At 35.3% G+C, this 18,171-nt stretch carries 21 protein-coding genes; 1 reads left to right on the top strand and 20 read right to left on the bottom strand.

Features of this window, described 5'->3' with window-relative positions; genetic code table 11:
* Positions 1-13: 13 nt before the first annotated feature.
* The 19 genes from AACL09_RS00715 to AACL09_RS00625 all read right to left on the bottom strand — a co-directional run bounded on the left by AACL09_RS00715 (position 14) and on the right by AACL09_RS00625 (position 14,054).
* Positions 14-358: a GPW/gp25 family protein gene (locus tag AACL09_RS00715; protein WP_339048081.1), complete on the bottom strand. Its 345-nt coding sequence runs from the start codon at positions 356-358 to the stop codon at positions 14-16.
* Between the two features lie 3 nt (positions 359-361).
* Complete coding sequence (locus AACL09_RS00710) at positions 362-619, bottom strand: PAAR domain-containing protein (protein ID WP_339048942.1); 258 nt, start codon at positions 617-619, stop codon at positions 362-364.
* 13 nt (positions 620-632) lie between these two features.
* Positions 633-1,097, bottom strand: a complete 465-nt coding sequence (locus tag AACL09_RS00705; RefSeq protein ID WP_339048079.1) for a phage baseplate assembly protein V — start codon at positions 1,095-1,097, stop codon at positions 633-635.
* On the bottom strand, positions 1,084-1,560 hold the full coding sequence (locus AACL09_RS00700) for a hypothetical protein (RefSeq protein WP_339048077.1): 477 nt from the start codon (positions 1,558-1,560) through the stop codon (positions 1,084-1,086). The genes AACL09_RS00705 and AACL09_RS00700 overlap by 14 nt, the downstream gene beginning before the upstream one ends.
* 2 nt (positions 1,561-1,562) lie before the next feature.
* A complete protein-coding gene (locus AACL09_RS00695) occupies positions 1,563-2,084 on the bottom strand; it encodes a phage tail protein (RefSeq protein ID WP_339048075.1) in 522 nt (173 codons plus the stop codon).
* A gap of 1 nt (position 2,085) precedes the next feature.
* Positions 2,086-2,397: a hypothetical protein gene (locus AACL09_RS00690; RefSeq protein ID WP_339048073.1), complete on the bottom strand. Its 312-nt coding sequence runs from the start codon at positions 2,395-2,397 to the stop codon at positions 2,086-2,088.
* A 1-nt stretch (position 2,398) separates the two neighbouring features.
* Positions 2,399-3,400, bottom strand: a complete 1,002-nt coding sequence (locus tag AACL09_RS00685; RefSeq protein WP_339048071.1) for a major capsid protein — start codon at positions 3,398-3,400, stop codon at positions 2,399-2,401.
* A gap of 5 nt (positions 3,401-3,405) precedes the next feature.
* Positions 3,406-3,780 (bottom strand): head decoration protein, encoded by a 375-nt coding sequence (locus AACL09_RS00680; RefSeq protein WP_339048069.1) that lies wholly within the window; start codon positions 3,778-3,780, stop codon positions 3,406-3,408.
* A gap of 26 nt (positions 3,781-3,806) precedes the next feature.
* Positions 3,807-4,907, bottom strand: a complete 1,101-nt coding sequence (locus AACL09_RS00675) for a S49 family peptidase (protein WP_339048067.1) — start codon at positions 4,905-4,907, stop codon at positions 3,807-3,809.
* A 4-nt stretch (positions 4,908-4,911) separates the two neighbouring features.
* The gene (locus AACL09_RS00670) at positions 4,912-6,330 is read right to left on the bottom strand and encodes a phage portal protein (RefSeq protein ID WP_339048065.1); all 1,419 of its coding nucleotides are present in this window, start codon (positions 6,328-6,330) and stop codon (positions 4,912-4,914) included.
* Between the two features lie 83 nt (positions 6,331-6,413).
* Positions 6,414-6,689: a type II toxin-antitoxin system RelE/ParE family toxin gene (locus tag AACL09_RS00665; RefSeq protein WP_339048063.1), complete on the bottom strand. Its 276-nt coding sequence runs from the start codon at positions 6,687-6,689 to the stop codon at positions 6,414-6,416.
* Between the two features lie 15 nt (positions 6,690-6,704).
* Positions 6,705-6,929, bottom strand: a complete 225-nt coding sequence (locus AACL09_RS00660) for a hypothetical protein (protein ID WP_339048061.1) — start codon at positions 6,927-6,929, stop codon at positions 6,705-6,707.
* A 68-nt stretch (positions 6,930-6,997) separates the two neighbouring features.
* A complete protein-coding gene (gene gpW, locus AACL09_RS00655) occupies positions 6,998-7,222 on the bottom strand; it encodes a gpW family head-tail joining protein (protein ID WP_339048059.1) in 225 nt (74 codons plus the stop codon).
* The gene (locus tag AACL09_RS00650) at positions 7,212-9,053 is read right to left on the bottom strand and encodes a phage terminase large subunit family protein (protein WP_339048056.1); all 1,842 of its coding nucleotides are present in this window, start codon (positions 9,051-9,053) and stop codon (positions 7,212-7,214) included. Before AACL09_RS00650 ends, gpW begins: the two co-directional genes overlap by 11 nt.
* Complete coding sequence (locus tag AACL09_RS00645) at positions 9,050-10,597, bottom strand: ankyrin repeat domain-containing protein (protein ID WP_410519817.1); 1,548 nt, start codon at positions 10,595-10,597, stop codon at positions 9,050-9,052. Before AACL09_RS00645 ends, AACL09_RS00650 begins: the two co-directional genes overlap by 4 nt.
* 56 nt (positions 10,598-10,653) lie before the next feature.
* A complete protein-coding gene (locus AACL09_RS00640; protein ID WP_339048052.1) occupies positions 10,654-11,142 on the bottom strand; it encodes a hypothetical protein in 489 nt (162 codons plus the stop codon).
* A gap of 32 nt (positions 11,143-11,174) precedes the next feature.
* A complete protein-coding gene (locus AACL09_RS00635; RefSeq protein ID WP_339048050.1) occupies positions 11,175-12,401 on the bottom strand; it encodes a DNA modification methylase in 1,227 nt (408 codons plus the stop codon).
* A 114-nt stretch (positions 12,402-12,515) separates the two neighbouring features.
* Positions 12,516-13,001: a Holliday junction resolvase gene (locus AACL09_RS00630; protein WP_339048048.1), complete on the bottom strand. Its 486-nt coding sequence runs from the start codon at positions 12,999-13,001 to the stop codon at positions 12,516-12,518.
* A gap of 24 nt (positions 13,002-13,025) precedes the next feature.
* Positions 13,026-14,054 carry a virulence RhuM family protein gene (locus AACL09_RS00625; RefSeq protein ID WP_339048046.1) on the bottom strand — a complete coding sequence of 343 codons (1,029 nt, stop codon included), beginning with the start codon at positions 14,052-14,054 and terminating at the stop codon, positions 13,026-13,028.
* A 223-nt stretch (positions 14,055-14,277) separates the two neighbouring features.
* Between AACL09_RS00625 and AACL09_RS00620 the strand changes: the two genes are divergently transcribed.
* Entirely contained in the window at positions 14,278-16,413 is a 2,136-nt protein-coding gene (locus AACL09_RS00620; RefSeq protein ID WP_339048044.1) for an AAA family ATPase, read from the top strand.
* A gap of 791 nt (positions 16,414-17,204) precedes the next feature.
* Here AACL09_RS00620 and AACL09_RS00615 read toward each other — a convergent pair.
* Positions 17,205-17,936 carry a hypothetical protein gene (locus tag AACL09_RS00615; protein ID WP_339048041.1) on the bottom strand — a complete coding sequence of 244 codons (732 nt, stop codon included), beginning with the start codon at positions 17,934-17,936 and terminating at the stop codon, positions 17,205-17,207.
* Positions 17,937-18,171 lie beyond the last annotated feature (235 nt).

Here is an 18,171-nt window from a genome sequence, read left to right as displayed (position 1 = left end):
TAATATTCAATTACTAAACTTCTTCAAGCAAATTGTTATATATATCAAAAGAAACATTCTTCCCTTCTGGCAGATATTTTCCTTCAAGTGATAAAGTAACTTTACCTTCACTTACTTCTGTAATTTTAACTCTATCAAGTTTAAATCTTCTTTCCCATTTGGCTAAAGCATCAGCCACGGCTGCATAGATCTCTAAGTTTTGGTTTGTAGGTCTATCTATAAGCTCAAATAGTCTAGAGCCATAATCTCTTCTCATAACTCTACTGCCAATTGGTGTGGTTAGAATATCAATTATCGATTGCTTTAAATGCTCTAACCCTTCTAATACTTTACCATTACTGACACTCATTCCTTTCATTTCTTAGTCACCTGAGAATACATTATCGCTACCATTTTTTATTTTAAATCCACAAGAGACTAAATCTCCCACTCTTGCCATACCAAGCCCACCGACAAAGACTGTTTCAGATCCTTGTATTATTTTCTTTCCTGCAGTAAAACTATCTGATTTTCTTGCAATAGGTTTGCCATTAACAAATACATTACTACTTCCATGAGTACTAAAATGTGGTACATCTTCTTCACAACTATCTCCTACTCGCACAACTGATTTACTTATAAGCATATTTTCTTCAATTGAGGTTGATTCTCTCAGCATTTAACCTAATACCATCTCGAGTTATCTCCAAACTTGACTGATTAACTTTGAGTGTAATTTTATCCACCACAGAAACTTCAAGATGATTACTGTCTTTGTTATATGATAACTTTGTTCCATCTTGAAACACTAAGCTACTAATCATTTTATCACTCTCCGCTGCTGGATATTTCTGCTGATAAATACTCCCTAGTACAACTCCAAGAGATAACTCTCCTGAGGGTGAAAGTATCACCACTTGTTCATCAATACTTGGTGGCAACCAACTCCTCTCTTCTCCAGCTCTGGAAGTTATCCATGGCAGCCATCCAGTTAAAATCTCATCTACTTTGACCACAACTCTTGCTTGTGAATAATCTACTTCTTTTACAACTCCAATACGGATGATATTGGCTAGTTTCCTCTGCAGCTGCGAGATGGCAAAATTATGCTCCAGCACTTATACTTCCTATACTTATGGAATGTGATTCAATATCACTATCTACCCAGATTGAATGTCCAACATGTATCTCATGCACCCATTCAACTAACCAAACAAGATAAGCATCTAATTCCGGTTTAAACCCATCTCCTTCTGCTGATATAAATTCAGCGGGTGAAATATTCTCCATATTCCAAGTATTCTTGTTTACAACTCTTGCAACTTCAGCTGCCAATGATCTTACAACGAGAAAAGCATTATCTATACTACTATCAATTATCACTCTTGCTTCAAACCTAGCTCTAAGGGCAAGCTCTTCTGTACCTGGGTCTTTTCCTGGCTCTAAACTTGTAAGCTCAATAAATACTGCTGGAGCTAATATCTCTTTACGTACTACTGGATAGTGTTCACAGGTTTGTACTGCTGATATTTCATTTTTAATTGTACGACAAATTTTATCATATAGCTCATCCCAGAACATCTTTATACCTTTTGCAAAATAAAATTAAGTTCGTGCTGAAAGTACTTTTCAAATACCTTATCTACTTCATTACTCACCAGTCCCTTAATGATCTTTGATGCTTCTGGTTCTAATGGTAAGGTCACTTCTTGTATTGGTAGTGCTGTTTTACCTTTACGCTTAAAACTACTTGTATAACCTCTAGGCATAGTGGCAACAAATGCACTGTGAAACATATATTTTCCAACTTTTACCCCAGTTTTTGTCTGTCTCATACTTCCAAGCTTTGCTGCTTTGATTCCGTAAAGGCTTGCTCTTACTAATGCTCTTAAAGAATTTCTATTGGCTTTAATCACCTGTAGCCTATTTCTAATTAGCTTTAATTTTATTTGTTTCTCTGTACTGATTTCCCTACTAGCTTGAGATTTTACCCAAAGCGCTGTTTTATTTAGTGCTCTAACTATTGCTAGTTCTATTTGTGGTTTAGTGCTATTTATCTCTTGGGCTACTTTATTAATATTATTACTTACTTCGATACTAAACATCTTAACCCTCTGTTGCCATAGTTTGAATTTTCCACAACATGCCAGAATTATCTCGAAGTGGTGGTGAGTGGATTTTATACTTTTGCTCATTGATAACAAAGATATCTCCTATAATTGGGTGTAATACATCAAACACACTTACCTCAAGTATTAACATCTCCCCAATGAATTTCCCCTCACCAATCTCATAAAGCCTATCTGGTTGTTGCTTTAATATCTGTATCAAATATGATTTGTTCTTTGACTTGTATAATGCTTGCTGTCCTAGATATAAGAAACAATCTGCAAATAATCTCTGAACATTTTTAAACATATTAAGCGGTGATTTTGATCAATATTCCTGGTCTGTGACACATAGGAAGAGGATTAGACTGAGTATGCAGATCAGTTCCCCGATCAAATCTTCTTGGTTGTTGTTTGGCATAAAGTGGTTGTCCTAAAGTATTTACAGTTTCATTAAAGTCTGCTGGGGCAAAATAAGTAGTAAATGTGTTTGCCGTTTCCATGGGAAAACAATGTCCAATATCTTTTTCAATAAACCTTCTCACATTGCCATCAGGATCAGTTGCTTGTCCTCGATACTCTTCAAAAGTAATACCACAAAAAGTAAATCCTGATCTCATATCATTGCGGAGTGCTGCTCCTTCTTGCCATCTTTCATAGGCTTCTTTTACTTTTTGGTGTGAAGTTAAAGCATCAAAAAACTCAGGACTAACCAGTGCATGAACCTCGGTCATATACTCACCACTTAAGTTATCTTCAATATGACGCAATACTTCCATACACTTACGTTTTACATCTGTGGTTGCAGTGCTAAGAGCAAAATTCACTACCTTTGGTGCAATTTCAAATTCTGTATATAAGTTGAGTAATTCAGAGCCATCAGCATCAAGAATAATGCCCTTTAAAGCTCCCATGCGTAGATGCTCTAGAGTGATTGCATGTTTATTCCTCATCGATTGTAAGTGATCTGTGATAACATCAGCTAACGCTTTAAGTTCATTCTCTGAGCCAAATGCACGTATTCCTTGTACCTCTTCTGGTAATACCACATCATCATGAGGAATATGAGGGATAGTAAAGGTCCTTACTTTTCTTTTTCCACGTTTTCCTACAGTTGCTGGTGCTCCAGGTAGTTGGGTTGGCAGTAAACTTAAAACTCCATTTTGCTCTTCTATGGTGATATGACGGAATCTTACCGCTTTACTAGGAAATAACTTTAAATTTTCCGTACGACCATAATTAATTGGCAAAATATTTATTGCACCAGTGAGTGCTGTCATACTAAATGCTGGATTTGAGAATGGATTTTGCATAAAGTTTATACCCCCTTTCTTATAATAATGCCACGCTCTTCAAGTTGCTTTATGGCTTTACTTTTTTGCTCTTCAGTAATATTTGCTGGCCAAACTAAAATACAATCAGCTAGCAGGGCAATACGTGTAATTATCACAGCTTTGGTATCTGCTGCTTTTGCATCCACGTCACTTATTACTACACCAATAGCAATTTGAGTGCCGTCTGTAGCAGTTGGATTTAAAACCTTAATTAAACCATCATCTGTTTTTTTGCTAACCACAGCTCCTAGACTAAGATTCTGCCCTTTGGCAATTGTTACTTGATCGCGTGAATAGATGTTTGATGCTTCATATTTTAATAGATCACTTAAATTATTGGCCTCTGTTATACAACTCATAAAGATTTTCCTCCTTTTATTATTAACTATGCAGATTGACGAGATTTAGCTACCTGTATCACCAGATCTTCTTGCACATCTGTCTGCAAAGTACTTAAAATCTCAGTTTTTGTTGCTTGTTGGGCAAGGGTGGTCATTAAAATCTCTCTTGCTTCAACCGCACTTATATTCTGCTCAATAAATTCTCCTAACCTCTCTGGCATACGTGATAAGTTACATAAACGTATCATTTCTAAAATTTCATTTCGACACTGCTCGTAACCTATGCGCTTACCTTGATCAATTAAATCTTCGGAATTTATTATTTGTTCTTTAGCTGTAGTTTGTTCTGTCATAGTAAAACTCCTTTGTTTGTTGATAAATATTTTTTCTTTAAGTTCAGAAAACGTTGTTATCCCATCGGCAAGACCAATATCTATTGCACTTTCACTAAAATAAAGTCCGGCTTCAGTATTTTTGATCGCTCCTACAGAAAGGTTGCGATTACGTGCGATAACATTAGCCAACATTTCATATAGACGGTTTACTTCTTCCTGTAAATTTTTAAGACTTTCAGAAGTTATTGGTTGATGTGGATTTAAATCATTCTTTCTTTTACCGGCAAAAACTGTAGTATATTTTAAACCTTTTTTCTCATCAAAACTGCTCTGATCGATATGACTGGCAATAACTCCAATGCTACCAACTCCTGAAGTTCTAGTGATTAAAATCTTCTCACTACTTGCAGCAATAGCATAAGCAGCAGAATAAGCATCACCACTTACAGTTGCGATAATCTCTTTTTTTGACCTAGCATTATAGATAAAATCAGCTAAATCAAACACTCCATTTACTTCTCCCCCAGGACTATCAATATCAAGTAAAATAGTCTCTATACTACTATCTGCTAAAGCTTCTTCTACTTGCTCATAGATTCTTTCATATGAGGTCATTCCTAAAACACTATCAAAAGCTCCAGGTTTTTGAGTTAAAATCCCATAAATGGGGATAATAGCAGCACCCTCTTGCTTGCTCGCCATATGTTTTAAATTCTTAAAGATTGGTAATTTCTTGCTGTGTAATGATAATAATTCAAAACTTCTTGGTTCCAGCATCAGTGGTTTGCTTAGTAATAGAGAACTCTCCATAAATTTAATTTCCTTTTTGCTTAATATCTGCCCGACAATCAGAATCAAAATTCAGGTTAAAGTAATCAGCACGTTTATGATCTTCAGCAATCTCTTGGTCAATTTCTTCTATATCATAGCCAAGTTCTGACACTACCTCTGCTCTACTTTTAAACCCGTTTCTTACTGCCATCTGCTGTGCTTGCTGATCCTTAAGTGGGTCAACCCAATCGAATCCTTGTGGTATCCATTTTACTTCTTTCAACGATTCACTAGTTGTTGTTTCCTTAATTGCACCAGAGAGTAATGCTAACTCTAGCCATCTATTCCATACTGGACGGCAAAATTGAAAGACCATGATATTATGTTGTAACATTGAGCATCGACGACGAAACTCTATTAGCCCTGCTCGAATTGATGAATAATTAACATTAGTTAAATCTCCAGTTAACTGCTCATAAGTAATGCCCATACCAATAGCAATAGCTCGAAGTTGTTGTCTCATGAATGCTTCATAACTACCTCCAACGTCTGACGGTTCAGAAAACTTAATATCTTCTCCCGGATCAAGTAACTGCATAGTTCCAGGTTCCAAACCAGAGAGGGCAATTCCGTGTTCGTTTGTTTCACTTTCTCCCATAATATTAGCTTCAGGATCAAGTCTGGTGATAAAGCCAGCAAACATTGCTGCTGTTTTCTTTCTCACAAGTTCTGCATCATCATATTGATCAAGCTCATAGAGTTTTAGTAGTACATTAGAAAGCCAAGGTTCTCCTCTTATCTGTCCTGGCCTTAAAGGTCTATAAATATGCAAAACATCATTTGCTGGCACACGAACTGATTCTCCTAACGAACCGTCACCTGGATGCTCTCTGAATAAGTAATATGCTTCTCTTTGTCCTAATTTGTTAAATTCAATCCCACTACGAATGATATTACCATTTGCTAACGTTTGGTTACTCTTATTATCTAAATGTTCTGATTCAAGTACTTGCAGCTGCAGTGGTACAGATAAATTATCTTCTGCTCTTCGGACCCGCAAACGAACAAAACATTCTCCCCCCTCTACCATACTTCGACATACTAAAGACTGCAGTCCATAAAAATCATTTACGCCACAGCTATCTGCCTCGTCAGTCCAATTAAGCCATAACTGTTGTAGTTTCTTTCTAAATTCAGCATCTTTAGCTTTTGATTGGGGTTTAATTCCAGTGCCAACACAATTACTGACTATCGTATCAATAATATTTGCTGCATAAGGGTTATTACGTACCATACCACGAGCGCGACTACGTAGAGTTTCAAGGTTATGAGTAAGAAGGCTATTTATGCTTCCTCTTTCTGGTTGAAAATGACATAATCTCCTTCCTGACCCTGCTATATCCCAGGCTGAGCTTTTAATCTTTGGTTTATTGAATAATTGTTTTAGTGATTTGAGTATCATTGAATTTCTTGTTATTAATTATGCAGCAAGTTGTTGCACAAATGAGTTTTTGTATATATCTGTTGACCTTTTGTACAATGCACCTATCTCTTGTAAATAGTGCCTCTATGTCCTATTTCTGTAATAATTACTGTATGCTTTATTTTATCTACTCTATAAAGAATTCGATAATCACCTACTCTTAATCTTCTGTGTCCTTTAAAACTATAACGTAATGGCTCACCAAGATTAATGGGATCAATTGTAAGTCGCTCATCTATGGCTTTTTTTACTCTTGATTCTATTGTTAATGGTAAAGCTGGAAGATCTTTTTCAGTAACATTTTTTAAAAATTTAATTTTATAATGTTTTATTTTCACTGAGTGCCTTTGTAATCAACATCTCCACTTAACGTCTTTATAATTAACTGTCTCTGCGCCATCAACATCACGTTCATTAGCAATTTTAGACAATAAAATATCTTCCATTTCAAGTTCAACAGCTTCTTTTACTAACTTTTCTGTTAACTCTTGTACAGACTGTTTAGTGGCTTCAGCTAGCTCAATAAGATGTTGTGAAGTTTCTAGACCGAAAGTTATATTGACTCTTGACTCTGCCATATGCTAACTAAAATTCATTATTACACTAATTATATAATATTCCTCTTTAATTTTCAATAAATATTCCTTCATACTATCCCCTTACTTGTGGAAAAAACAATTCTTCTCTTTGGCTTTACCCCTGAGATTTTCAGCTCAGCTTTGATTCTCTGTCTTAAATTAAGTAAGTCATTTATCTGCACTTCTGCATATCTAACTACATGGTCACCATAAGCAATTGATACTACTCTTTCCCCACTTTGCAGCTTCTGTATGGCTTGTTCAACTTGAACTAGATACTCACTATTGTACATTTGGCTCTATCCACTTACTCGGTATTACTTTTGCCGATTTCTTTTGACTCTTAGTTTTTTTACCCACTAAACTGTTCCATTTATTCTCTGTCCAGCGATCAATCCCTAGAGCAATGGATGCAGCTCTTGCATAAACTCGACAGTCAAGTGCTTCATTACGTTCTCTAATCTTTTGCCATTCTTGTTTAGTATAGCCTTTAACTACTTTAGTAATTAACTGCTCAGCTGTTAATTGTTTAAAATATTCAGGGCAATACTGAGGGAAGTGACAGTACCCGGGAGGAAACCCTTCTTCATTCTCCAAAAGCTTAAGTAATTGGAATAGCTCGGATTTGAGTATTGATACTCCTATGGGCCAGAGTTTTACGCCCCGACGCAATTTTTGTCCAGCAACAGTAACATCAACTTTACTTGGGCTACTAAGTGGCACTAGAGCTTTGTTTACTCCTTTAACCGCCATTACCTTTCCACATCCTTGATGACTTCTGATCCAATTGTAAACTTCTTGCGTTGCATATCCCGCATCTACTGCCATCATACTGATTGTGTATTCCAAACCATCGTTACCGAGGAAATGATTATTTAGCAGTTCTGATAACTTATTCCACACAGCATCACGTCCAGGATCGCCTTCAAACACTTGATAATCAATTGACCAACTTTCTCTATTTTTACCCCAAGCAACAACTTCTACCTCTATTCGGTCCTTCTGCACATCAACCCCAGCTGTGAGTACTACTTCTCCTTGAGGTACTGTACCAATTAAATAATCTTCTCGACGCTGAAAAAGATGCTTCCAATCTGGTACTTCTCCACGATCAACCCAGGTTTCTCCGAGTGTAGTATTTATCCATACTTTAAGTAGTTGTTCATTATCTTTACTGTGGAGAAAATCTTCTACTGCTTGACTCCAACTATACCAGCCAACCGGGCTATATAGACTCGACAGATGAAACCCTACTGTTTTGTTGTTTGCTGTGATGTTTGTGCCTCGCCATTCCCCTTGACTTAACATTTCTGTTTTTTGATGATTTTCTATTTTGCCACTACATTCACTACAAACATAATGTGCTGAAGCTGGCTCCTTATCTTCCCATTTAATTTGTGACCATTTTAAGATTTGATAATAATTACAATGTGGGCAAGGGACAAAGAAATAACGCTTATCAGAAGCTTCAAACTCTTTCTCTATCCTACTTATTCCATGTACTGTTGGCGTTGACACTAAAAAGATCTTTCTCCTCGTAAAAGTATTAGTACGCGCAATGCTTAAAAGTACTGGATCACCCTCACCCCCAGAATCTCCTGGATAAGCATCAATCTCATCTAAGAATAAGTATTTAACTGGCATGGATCTTAAGCCAACACTACTGTTAGCTCCAGTTATTACCACCATGCCTCCTGGGAACTCTTTACTCTGCACCGTGTTACCTGAATCTCTTGCTCTTGGATTTTTAACCTTACTCTTTAAACATGGTGTACTTTCAATCAGAGGAGCAAATCTTCCTTTAGACCAACGCTTTCCCATCTCGACAGTTGGTTGTACTACCAGCATTGGTCCTGGGGTTTGATCGATGATATAACCTATCCAGTTATTACCAGCCTCTGTTCCCCCAATTTGCGCTCCCTTCATAAAGATTACTTTCTCAACGGCAGATGAAGGAGAGAGACAATCCATGATTTCTTTTAAATAAGGAGTTCTTGCTGTCCGCCACTTCCCTGGTTCTGATGACGCCGTTTGCGAAAGTACCCGATACTCATTTGCCCACTCTGATACTTTAAGCAGTGGATCGGGTTTTAGTCCGGCATAAAAACTACTGCTGTAAATCATTGCATTAGTACCAAATTATTTGATTGCCAGGGATTTTCTCGCTCATCATAATCAACTAAAGTAGCAGGTTCTTTACTGGTTTCTGTTTCTGAAAGCACTTTTAAAACCCCTTGCTGACAGTTGTTATCAATTGATCTTTGCATAAGTTGACTTAAAACGGCTATAGCAACTGCAGTGAATACTCCTACTATGCCAATATACATTCCTACTGCTATAGTAAGAATCACTGTCATTGAACCTATAACTGCAAGAGTGAGAACCGTACAGAGCTTAACCTTTTTATTATGATTATTTCTCTTTTCTATCACTTCTGCACATTTATTAAGCATATAAAACATCACAAGATTTTCTTTCGCATAATCTATAGGAGTTTTGCCTTCATTATCCCTACCAAATAGATCTACATCTTTTCTGATCAGTAAGACCTTAAGTAACTCTAGGTTATTTGCTTTAATTGCACAGTAAAGGGCAACTGCAGGACTTGCTCCTTTTTTAAGCAGTAACTCTACCGCATTTAAATGTCCTTGCTCTGCGGCAAAATATATTGGTGATTGGTTTTTATTATTTAAAACATTAATATCTTCCCCCGTTCTTATTAGAATATCGATAATTTCAGTGTATCCTTTTTGCGCCGCTAAATGTAATAGATGGTTACTATCAATTCCGTATCTATTTTCTCTTAAGACCTTTATTATCTCTTGCTTATTCTCCTCCACTGCATATTCAAATGGAGTCTTACCATTATCATCTTTCATCAGTGGATCTATATCTTTTCTGGTGAGTAAAACGTCTGTGGTACTGAGTCCACCACCATCGACAGCATAGTGCAAAGGAGTTTGGTTCTCATGGTCTTGGGGATTAACTCTACACTCAGGAGTATTTATTAAACACTTAACTATATCAAGGCAGAGATCTCTTTCATCGTAACTGCTATTACTTACTGCAATATGAAGTGGTGATAATCCTGTGGAGCTTTGACCAACACTGACTGCGTTGACATTGGCCTTAAGCTTAATTAACAGCTCTACTATTTTTAATCTCTTATTATTTACAGCGTAATGTAAAGGAGTTTGATTTCTTGCATCAAAAACATCGATTTCTGCTCCCCCTTCCTCTACTAAGATTTCAACAATATTTTTATGTCCTGCTCCTGCGGCTAAGTGTAAGGGAGTATGGTGCGCAGCATTGCGTAAGTTAACATCTACACCTTTTCCAATTAAATATCTTACTGCTTTAACTTCACCAATTGCTGCTGCTAAATGAAGTAGGCTATCGCCATCAGGTCCATACTTACGATCAATTAGAGCTTGTAGTACTCTTGTTTTGCTTTCTTCTTGGGCGTAATCAAGCGGAGCTTTACCTGTATCATCTTTAATGAAAGGATTGACATTTTTCTTGTTAAATAAGAGATCTACTAAAGCTAGATCATCAGATTCTATAGCGTAATGAAGAGCAGTTTTGCCATTTATCCCCTGAGTGTTAACATCTACTTCTGCGTTGCTAATAAAGCATCTGATTATTTCTAAATGGAGGTTTTGTTTGATCATTGGTTCTTCAGCTATAAATAAGGCAGGTAAAGTGTTTGTAGATGTAAAGCCACTCACTCCAATTCTCCTTGTGATAATGTTTCAAGCGCTGTCTTAATTTCTTCAGTTAGCGTTTGGTGAATCTTTTCACTACTATCGAGTGAAGCTAAAAGTGCAGATACTCTATCGGGAATGTTAAGCAGGTTATTTCTTACAACTCTTGCAACATTGAAAGCTGCAGTTTTAACTTCATCTATCGACACAAGTTCACCAATTTCAGCTTTAGCTTTAGCTTCCAGAAGCTTGCCACGTTCTATCTCATTCTTAATGCGAGTTTTAAGGAACATGGCAGCAAGGTCACTATTGCCTCTTTCATTACCGTTAATACCTTTTCTTCTTTGTGGTTGACTGGGATCACGAATGGTAATAAGTGCAGCATCTGCTTGCTGAGAATCAACCATACCGTCTTTAAGCTCAACGATACCATTCTTCACCAAATAACAGACGTACTGTTTAGAAAACCCTTGCTCTTTTGCCCATTCAGTCTGGGTTATAAGTGCCACTTTCCCCCCCTTTTATTATTTTCTTGCTTTAATTATTTTCCTAGGATTTGTTCTTGAATTTGCAGAAAGGTCTTACCACTCGCTGCCAATATTGCTTCCCTATTAGTATACATCTGCCAACGTTTAATCGTTATATCAACATAAGCAGGATCAAGCTCAATTGTTCTACACATTCTTTCTCTACGCTCACAAGCAATAAGTGTACTACCAGAGCCAGCAAAGGGATCAAGAACTATATCTCCTGAGTTACTACTGTTTATTATTGCCTTTTCTATTAGCTCTAAGGGTTTCATGGTTGGATGTAGCGTATTACAGGTAGGTTTGTCGTAATACCATAGATCACTTTGACTTCTTCCTCCATACCATTTACGTTCATTACCTTCCTTCCAACCATAGAGTATTGCTTCATACTGATGTTGATAATCAGCCCTGCCTAAAGTAAAGTGATTCTTAGCCCAAATGATAAACGTTGACCAATGTCCTCCTGCTTCTTTAAATGCTTTCTGTAGGGTTGCAAGTTCGGCTGATGCTGTACAGATATAAATTGCCCCTTTAGTATAGGCTAGAATGTGAGAACAAATGTCATAGAGAAATAACTCAAATTTTTCACCTTGGTCATCATTTAATATTTTCTTATCATCTCTTTCTTGGCTATTACCATAAGCAACATTATATGGAGGATCACAGAAGGTAATATCTGCCACTTGCTCATCTAAAACAGCTTTATAAGCCCTATCTAGTCTACTATCACCACAGTAAATACGATGATTACCTAAAATCCATAAATCCCCTGGTTTTGTTACTACTGGTTTATCTTCATTATCAGTTAAATGAGAAAAATCCTCCTCCTCATTGTCTTCATCAGTAAAGAACTTTTGTACTTTATCTAACTCAAAACCAGTGAGTTTAAGATCAAAGTTTAACTCTTCTAAATCCTTAAATTCAAGCGCTAAAAGATCATTATCCCATTTAGCCCAATTAGCAGATTGATTAGCAAGAAGACGAAAAGCTTTAGTTTGGGCATCATTTAAGTTGTCAGCAAATACTACTGGAACTGTCTCTAATCCTAATTTTCTTGCAGCTTTAAGACGTAAATGACCATCAATTACCATACCATCACTTTTAGCAACAATGGGTATACGAAAGCCAAACTCAGCAATAGCAGCACACATTTTACTCACTACTACGTCATTTTTACGGGGATTGCGCTCGTATTCAATGAGGTTTTCAACTGGATAATAATGGATTTTAAGATTCATATTTTCATTGATTTTAAAGGTTGGTTTAAAAAGTTAATATCTTAAAATATTCTAACGCTAAAGAAGTCCTGGGGTCCCTTTACCCAAAACCCGCCACAGTAGCCAAGGACCCGTTCAACAGGCTTCTAAACTATTTAAGTTATTAATATTATTATTTAAATTCATAGCATAAAATAGTAGTGCTAAACTATCAGCTTCATTATCATCGCTTGGGGTAAAACCCTTATTTTTTATCGCAGCAATCACTGCACTTTTACTGGCATTACCATTACCTGTGATAAAACGCTTAATAGTCTTTACAGCAACACCTTGATAAGGCAGAGAATGACTCTCACACCAAGCAGTAAGATGGGCTAAGAAACCTCCATAGATATGAGCAGCATCAGTTCCTAAATGTCTTCTTACCTCTTCAAAGTAGACAACACTTATATTAGAAAACTTCTGCTTTAAAGAGTTAAGCCAATTACTAAAGTTTAAAAACTGCATTCCTCCACCACTAAAACGACTAACATGAAAACTCTTACTGCCACTTTCAATTACTCCTCCTTCTAAGATTGCCCAACCAGTTTGTTGCCCTAAGTCTAATGTGAGTATCGACATATTTTATTTTTAGGTATAGATTTCTTAGTTGGAGTTAGTTTGGTTAAGATTTTTCTTTTCTTCCACCAATTTATCGAAGTCTGACTTGTACGATTTATCTTGTATTTTTCTGAATTCTTCATACTCCTTTGTAGCTAAGGTAATTGCTACCTCATGAGAAACTTTACCGTGGTCCTTTAATATCTCTTGCTCGTTAAATTTTAAAAATGCGTCAAGCTTTTCCTTCCAATCTTTCATATACATTATTTTACCTCGAGCAGCTTGAAATTCCGCATGGTCTATATACATATTCACTATCTTATTCAATTGAGCAATTTCATTTTCATCTAAGTAGTTTTTTGCTACCTGAGTGTCAGAGAGAAAGATTTTCTCTTTAGGTGCTTTTCGCCAATTTGTTAGGCCCATATTTGGTTTGTTTCTATTTGCTCTATTTGCGATTATTTCTGCTGCTGTATTTCCAGTAATGGCAAAATGTAATTTGTTTTGCACTATAGCAAAGAAATCTTTTGTTTCAATTGCACAACTTGAATAATCTACTGAAGTTGAATAAATATCTGTAATTTTCTGGTAAGCTATACGCTCGCTAGCCCTAATTTCTCTTATTTCTTCTACTAGCTCATCAAAGAATCTAGCATCAAATCTTGTACCATTCTTAAATCTATTACTATCTATTGCAAAGCCTTTAAAAATGTAATTCTTTAGTTTATCAGTTGCCCATGTACGAAAAGCTATGCCACGCTCTGAATTAACACGATAGCCTACTGATATAACAGCTTCTAAATTGTAAAACACTACATTACGTTTTACTTCTCTTTCTCCTTCTTTTTGAACTACCGAGAATTCCTCAGTAGTTGAGCTTTTATCTAATTCTTTACTTAGATAAATATTCTTTAAGTGCAACGAAATATTATCACTTGAACAACCAAATAGCTTAGCCATATGTTTCTGTGTAAGCCATAGATTGTCATTTTCAAACCTGACCTCTATACATACCTTTCCATTGTCTGTTTCATAAAACAAGATTTCATTATTACCTGGGAGCTTATCTTTCATATATCATCTTATTATGTAGCCTTCTTACTATTAAAATAATGGAGTTTCGTATCCCTCTACTATATATATCAAGAAAATTCATCAAAATGTTCAGAAAAAGTTACATTATTTCAACATTTAGTTCATCAAAGGTTTTAATGGTCAAAAAATTTTGAGCTATGAGTGAACAAATTCGTGCGATTTCTTGATTCATTATTGGTAAGGGATCTATTAACGGAAAATTATGGATATCACATGTGACTTTAACACTCTACCAAAGAATGGACATTATAAGCCACTGCTAGAGAAGGAAGAACTAAAAACTCAGCTTTTACTTAACATAAGATCTTGTCTTTCTTACCTCTTTCCTAATGGCACTTTTCATGGCAACGAATATCGCATTGGTAACCTGCAAGGCAGTAAAGGGAAGAGTTTAAGAGTAGAACTAACAGGCAATAAAGCAGGTTTATGGAATGATTTTGCCACTGGAGAAGGAGGGGATATCATAGATCTTTGGGCTGCTGCGCATAGGAAAGATGTTAAGGCTGAGTTTCATGAAGTAATGGCATCTATTGGTGAGTGGCTTGGCTATTACCGGCAACATAAAGTTAATGAAGCTGAGTCCACAATCTCTTGGGATTATCTTGATGAAAATGGTGAAGCTATTGTTAAGGTTTATCGTTATGATACTGCTTTAGGAAAACGATATCTGCCATTTGATGTTAAAAAGTCAAGCTATACCGCACCAGAAGTAAGACCTTTATATAATATCCCAGGTATAATTAAAGCCGATAAGGTCATTATTGTTGAAGGAGAAAAGTGTGCAGAAAGTTTAATAAAACAAGGTATTACAGCAACAACAGCAATGTCTGGAGCAAATGCACCAATTGATAAAACAGACTGGTCACCACTTAAAGGCAAACACATAATAATTTGGCCAGATAATGACGAACCAGGAAAGCAATACGCTGAAAAAGTTGCAAAAAAACTTATCGATCTTGGCGTTATCTCTTTAGCAACCGTTAAAATCCCTCAAGATAAACCAATAGCCTGGGATGCTGCTGATTGTATCCAAGAAGGAACAAATCCTCTAGAATTTATTACAAATAGGAAAAGTCCTTATCATAACAATAATTCCTCTAATAAATTGAAAAAAATTGATACATCAATCTGGACTAATACTGCTCCAGAAAGAAAGTGGATCATAAAAGACTGGCTCCCTGTTGGTAGCGTTACTGCTGTTTATGGCGATGGTGGTGTTGGCAAATCTCTTCTTGCACAACAATTAATGACAGCTGCTGCTATTGGTAAATCTTGGTTAGGCATAGATATTGAACAAATTAAAACATATGGTGTCTTTTGTGAAGATGATGAAGAAGAACTCTGGCGTCGGCAATGTACAATAAATGCATTTTATCAATTGGATATGCAATCCCCTGCTTTCCTAGACAACATTTGTTTATCATCTCGAGTAGGAGAAAATAATCTTCTTATGGTTTTTGATAATAAAGGTATAGGCCAATTAACTCCTTACTTTCAAGAATTGCTTGCAGACATTGAATTGTTTCAACCCAAGCTAGTGATCTTAGACACAGCTGCAGACCTATTTGGCGGTAATGAAAACGATCGCTCTCATGTTAGGCAATTTATTCAAAACTGTTGTGGTCATATAGCAAAGACAATAAAAGGAGCTGTTTTATTATGTGCTCATCCTTCTGATTCAGGAATAATACGAAAAACTGGTACAGGAGGTTCAACAGCATGGAATAATTCTGTAAGGTCTAGGTGGTATTTATCAAAACCAGATAGAGCTGATGCTTCTGATATTGATCGTGTTCTTTGTCGTAAGAAATCTAATTATTCTGCATCTGAACAAAATCAGATTTCATTTTATTGGCAAAATGGAGCATTTGTAGAGTGTAATGCACATTTTAATTCAGAGAGAATAGTAAGGAATAATTATAACAAGAAACTAGATTTAGAACGTGGAAGAAGACATGACGTTATCTTAGAGTTAATTGCAAGTGAAGCATATAAAGGTAAAGTCTATACTACAGCACAATTTGCTAAATATTTTGAAGGAAAATTAGGTCTTGGTAGTGAACGTAGTATTCGCGAAAGAATAAGTCATCTTGCAACTATTGGTCATATAAAATTTTTCAAGAGAAGTCCTGAGCATGAATTATCAAATACCAGATCAAAGTATGGTTATTTATGTGTTGAGGATATGGAGCTTAAAATTTCTGAAGATCAATATGTATTTATTAAACCAAGCTGTTATCTATCAGCAACAAATGGAGTACTTATGCCAGTTGAAAATCCGAACGTTTGGGTTACTCATAATTTCATTATAAATGACAATTTTAAGTTGGCAGAATAAGTTGGCAAAAATTAAGTTGGCAGTTTAAGAATTTGCCATCTTGCCAACTAGGATTTTTCTCAAACTGACCGCAGTGGCTTGTTTTAAGTTATTTTGTTAATTTTAAGTTGGCAGGATGGCAGAAATGCAGAAAGAAATTGCCAACTAGAAATGCGTCTTAAAATCCCCTTCCATAGCAGGTTTAAGGTAGTTGGCAAGATGGCAAAAAACCTTATATATATAATAATATACTATAGTATTATATAGTATATTATAATCAAATATTACCAACTAGAAATTCTGATCTTTAATAAAAAGTCTATTTTAACAGAAGAATTAAAAATGAATGCAAAGACAAACAATCTATAATAAAGTTTTAAAACTACCCCCATGAAAACATCATATCTACTGAACTTTTAGATTTTTTTTAAATACTATTGCACTCTCAAAGTAATTCTACTAACATTGCTAATGTTTAGCTGGTTTGCTAAGTTACTAAACTAAAAGTATTAAAGATATGAGTAAGTAGAGTTTATGTTGCTTTAAATGTGATGTTTTTAGAGTCATTATGTTATTTCAGCATGAATTGTATACTTTTTATAAACTTACGCTTATAATATAACTTAAAACGTCAGCAAATGGCATATAGCTTGTAATCATTATCTTGCCTTTAGCTTTTAGTTGGTTTGGGTGTGTTTTAAGTTTAACTTCAATGAACAGCACTACTATCTAAATAGATTTTAATATCATTCCATTGTAGCGCTGTTTTGAGCTTATTGCTTCCTTTTACTGAAATATATAATCCAAAAGAATTACTGACTTAATTGCTTGTTGTTTATTTTAGTTATTGTTACTTGATCAAAAGTGGTATTTAAATCAATTAAGTTACTTTTTGCATCCATTTTAGCTGAAGAATTTTCTAGTTTATGTTCTTCCTTTGCAAAATTGAAATCAGTTAAATCATTTAAACTCTTTTCTGGCAGATGACTGATAAAACTACTTTGCTGTTCTTTTGTGCTTTTAAGTTCAACTAATTTTTCTCCATGTTGAAGCTTTCTTATTACTGTTTCAAATATTCTTGTAAACAATGATTTAATTGATCCTGCTTTGCTTGCTTCTGTTTTGTTTAGCTGTTCAATACTCTCTTTTTCATACATTGAAGCAACTTTTTCAAGATACTGTATATCATCTTTTGTAAATTTGTCGGCAAGCTTATAGAGATGATGTACATCTTGTGCATTTATGTTCAATCTATCTTGCTCAATAACCTTATTTATGGCTTTAATGTCATGTTTTGTTAGTTTAAAAGTATCTTTTACTATCTCAAGTAACTTAAGTTTGCAAAGCCTTCTGAATACATCAAATGCTTTATCATCTTGAAATATAGGATAGCTTTTTTTATCCTCTTTCACTGATTTTTGTATACATATTAACTCATCATCAAAAGACTTTTTTAATTCATCGAGATCTTTACCGATATTGTTTAATCCTTCAAAATATTCCTCATATTTATCACAAGTTTTTATATTATTATTCTCTGTCATTTCACCCCCATACTTTATATCTATTAATGATATAAATAAAATTATTAAGCTTAAGTATTAATTAAAGATTAATTATTGGTTAAATAAAACCATCATAAGATATGAGAATAAGTACTATTAAAACAGCATAATAACTTCAATGTCTGAACAAATTTTGCAGATGGGGGATAAACTGGAAAGAAATCCTGAAATATCAAGTGATTAACTTTTACATATGGGGGAAAGAATTTCTCTC

The organism is Candidatus Mesenet endosymbiont of Phosphuga atrata, from assembly GCF_964020175.1.
GTDB lineage: Bacteria > Pseudomonadota > Alphaproteobacteria > Rickettsiales > Anaplasmataceae > Mesenet.
This window is presented reverse-complemented; position numbering and strand designations above follow the sequence as displayed.

Bases quoted from the DNA above. Each gene is read 5' to 3' on its own strand.
- AACL09_RS00715 (WP_339048081.1), bottom strand. From the start codon at position 358: ATGAAAGGAATGAGTGTCAGTAATGGTAAAGTATTAGAAGGGTTAGAG.
- AACL09_RS00700 (WP_339048077.1), bottom strand. From the start codon at position 1,560: ATGTTCTGGGATGAGCTATATGATAAAATTTGTCGTACAATTAAAAAT.
- AACL09_RS00695 (WP_339048075.1), bottom strand. From the start codon at position 2,084: ATGTTTAGTATCGAAGTAAGTAATAATATTAATAAAGTAGCCCAAGAG.
- AACL09_RS00690 (WP_339048073.1), bottom strand. From the start codon at position 2,397: ATGTTTAAAAATGTTCAGAGATTATTTGCAGATTGTTTCTTATATCTA.
- AACL09_RS00685 (WP_339048071.1), bottom strand. From the start codon at position 3,400: ATGCAAAATCCATTCTCAAATCCAGCATTTAGTATGACAGCACTCACT.
- AACL09_RS00680 (WP_339048069.1), bottom strand. From the start codon at position 3,780: ATGAGTTGTATAACAGAGGCCAATAATTTAAGTGATCTATTAAAATAT.
- AACL09_RS00675 (WP_339048067.1), bottom strand. From the start codon at position 4,907: ATGGAGAGTTCTCTATTACTAAGCAAACCACTGATGCTGGAACCAAGA.
- AACL09_RS00670 (WP_339048065.1), bottom strand. From the start codon at position 6,330: ATGATACTCAAATCACTAAAACAATTATTCAATAAACCAAAGATTAAA.
- AACL09_RS00660 (WP_339048061.1), bottom strand. From the start codon at position 6,929: ATGGCAGAGTCAAGAGTCAATATAACTTTCGGTCTAGAAACTTCACAA.
- gpW (WP_339048059.1), bottom strand. From the start codon at position 7,222: ATGTACAATAGTGAGTATCTAGTTCAAGTTGAACAAGCCATACAGAAG.
- AACL09_RS00650 (WP_339048056.1), bottom strand. From the start codon at position 9,053: ATGATTTACAGCAGTAGTTTTTATGCCGGACTAAAACCCGATCCACTG.
- AACL09_RS00635 (WP_339048050.1), bottom strand. From the start codon at position 12,401: ATGAATCTTAAAATCCATTATTATCCAGTTGAAAACCTCATTGAATAC.
- AACL09_RS00630 (WP_339048048.1), bottom strand. From the start codon at position 13,001: ATGTCGATACTCACATTAGACTTAGGGCAACAAACTGGTTGGGCAATC.
- AACL09_RS00625 (WP_339048046.1), bottom strand. From the start codon at position 14,054: ATGAAAGATAAGCTCCCAGGTAATAATGAAATCTTGTTTTATGAAACA.
- AACL09_RS00620 (WP_339048044.1), top strand. From the start codon at position 14,278: ATGGATATCACATGTGACTTTAACACTCTACCAAAGAATGGACATTAT.
- AACL09_RS00615 (WP_339048041.1), bottom strand. From the start codon at position 17,936: ATGACAGAGAATAATAATATAAAAACTTGTGATAAATATGAGGAATAT.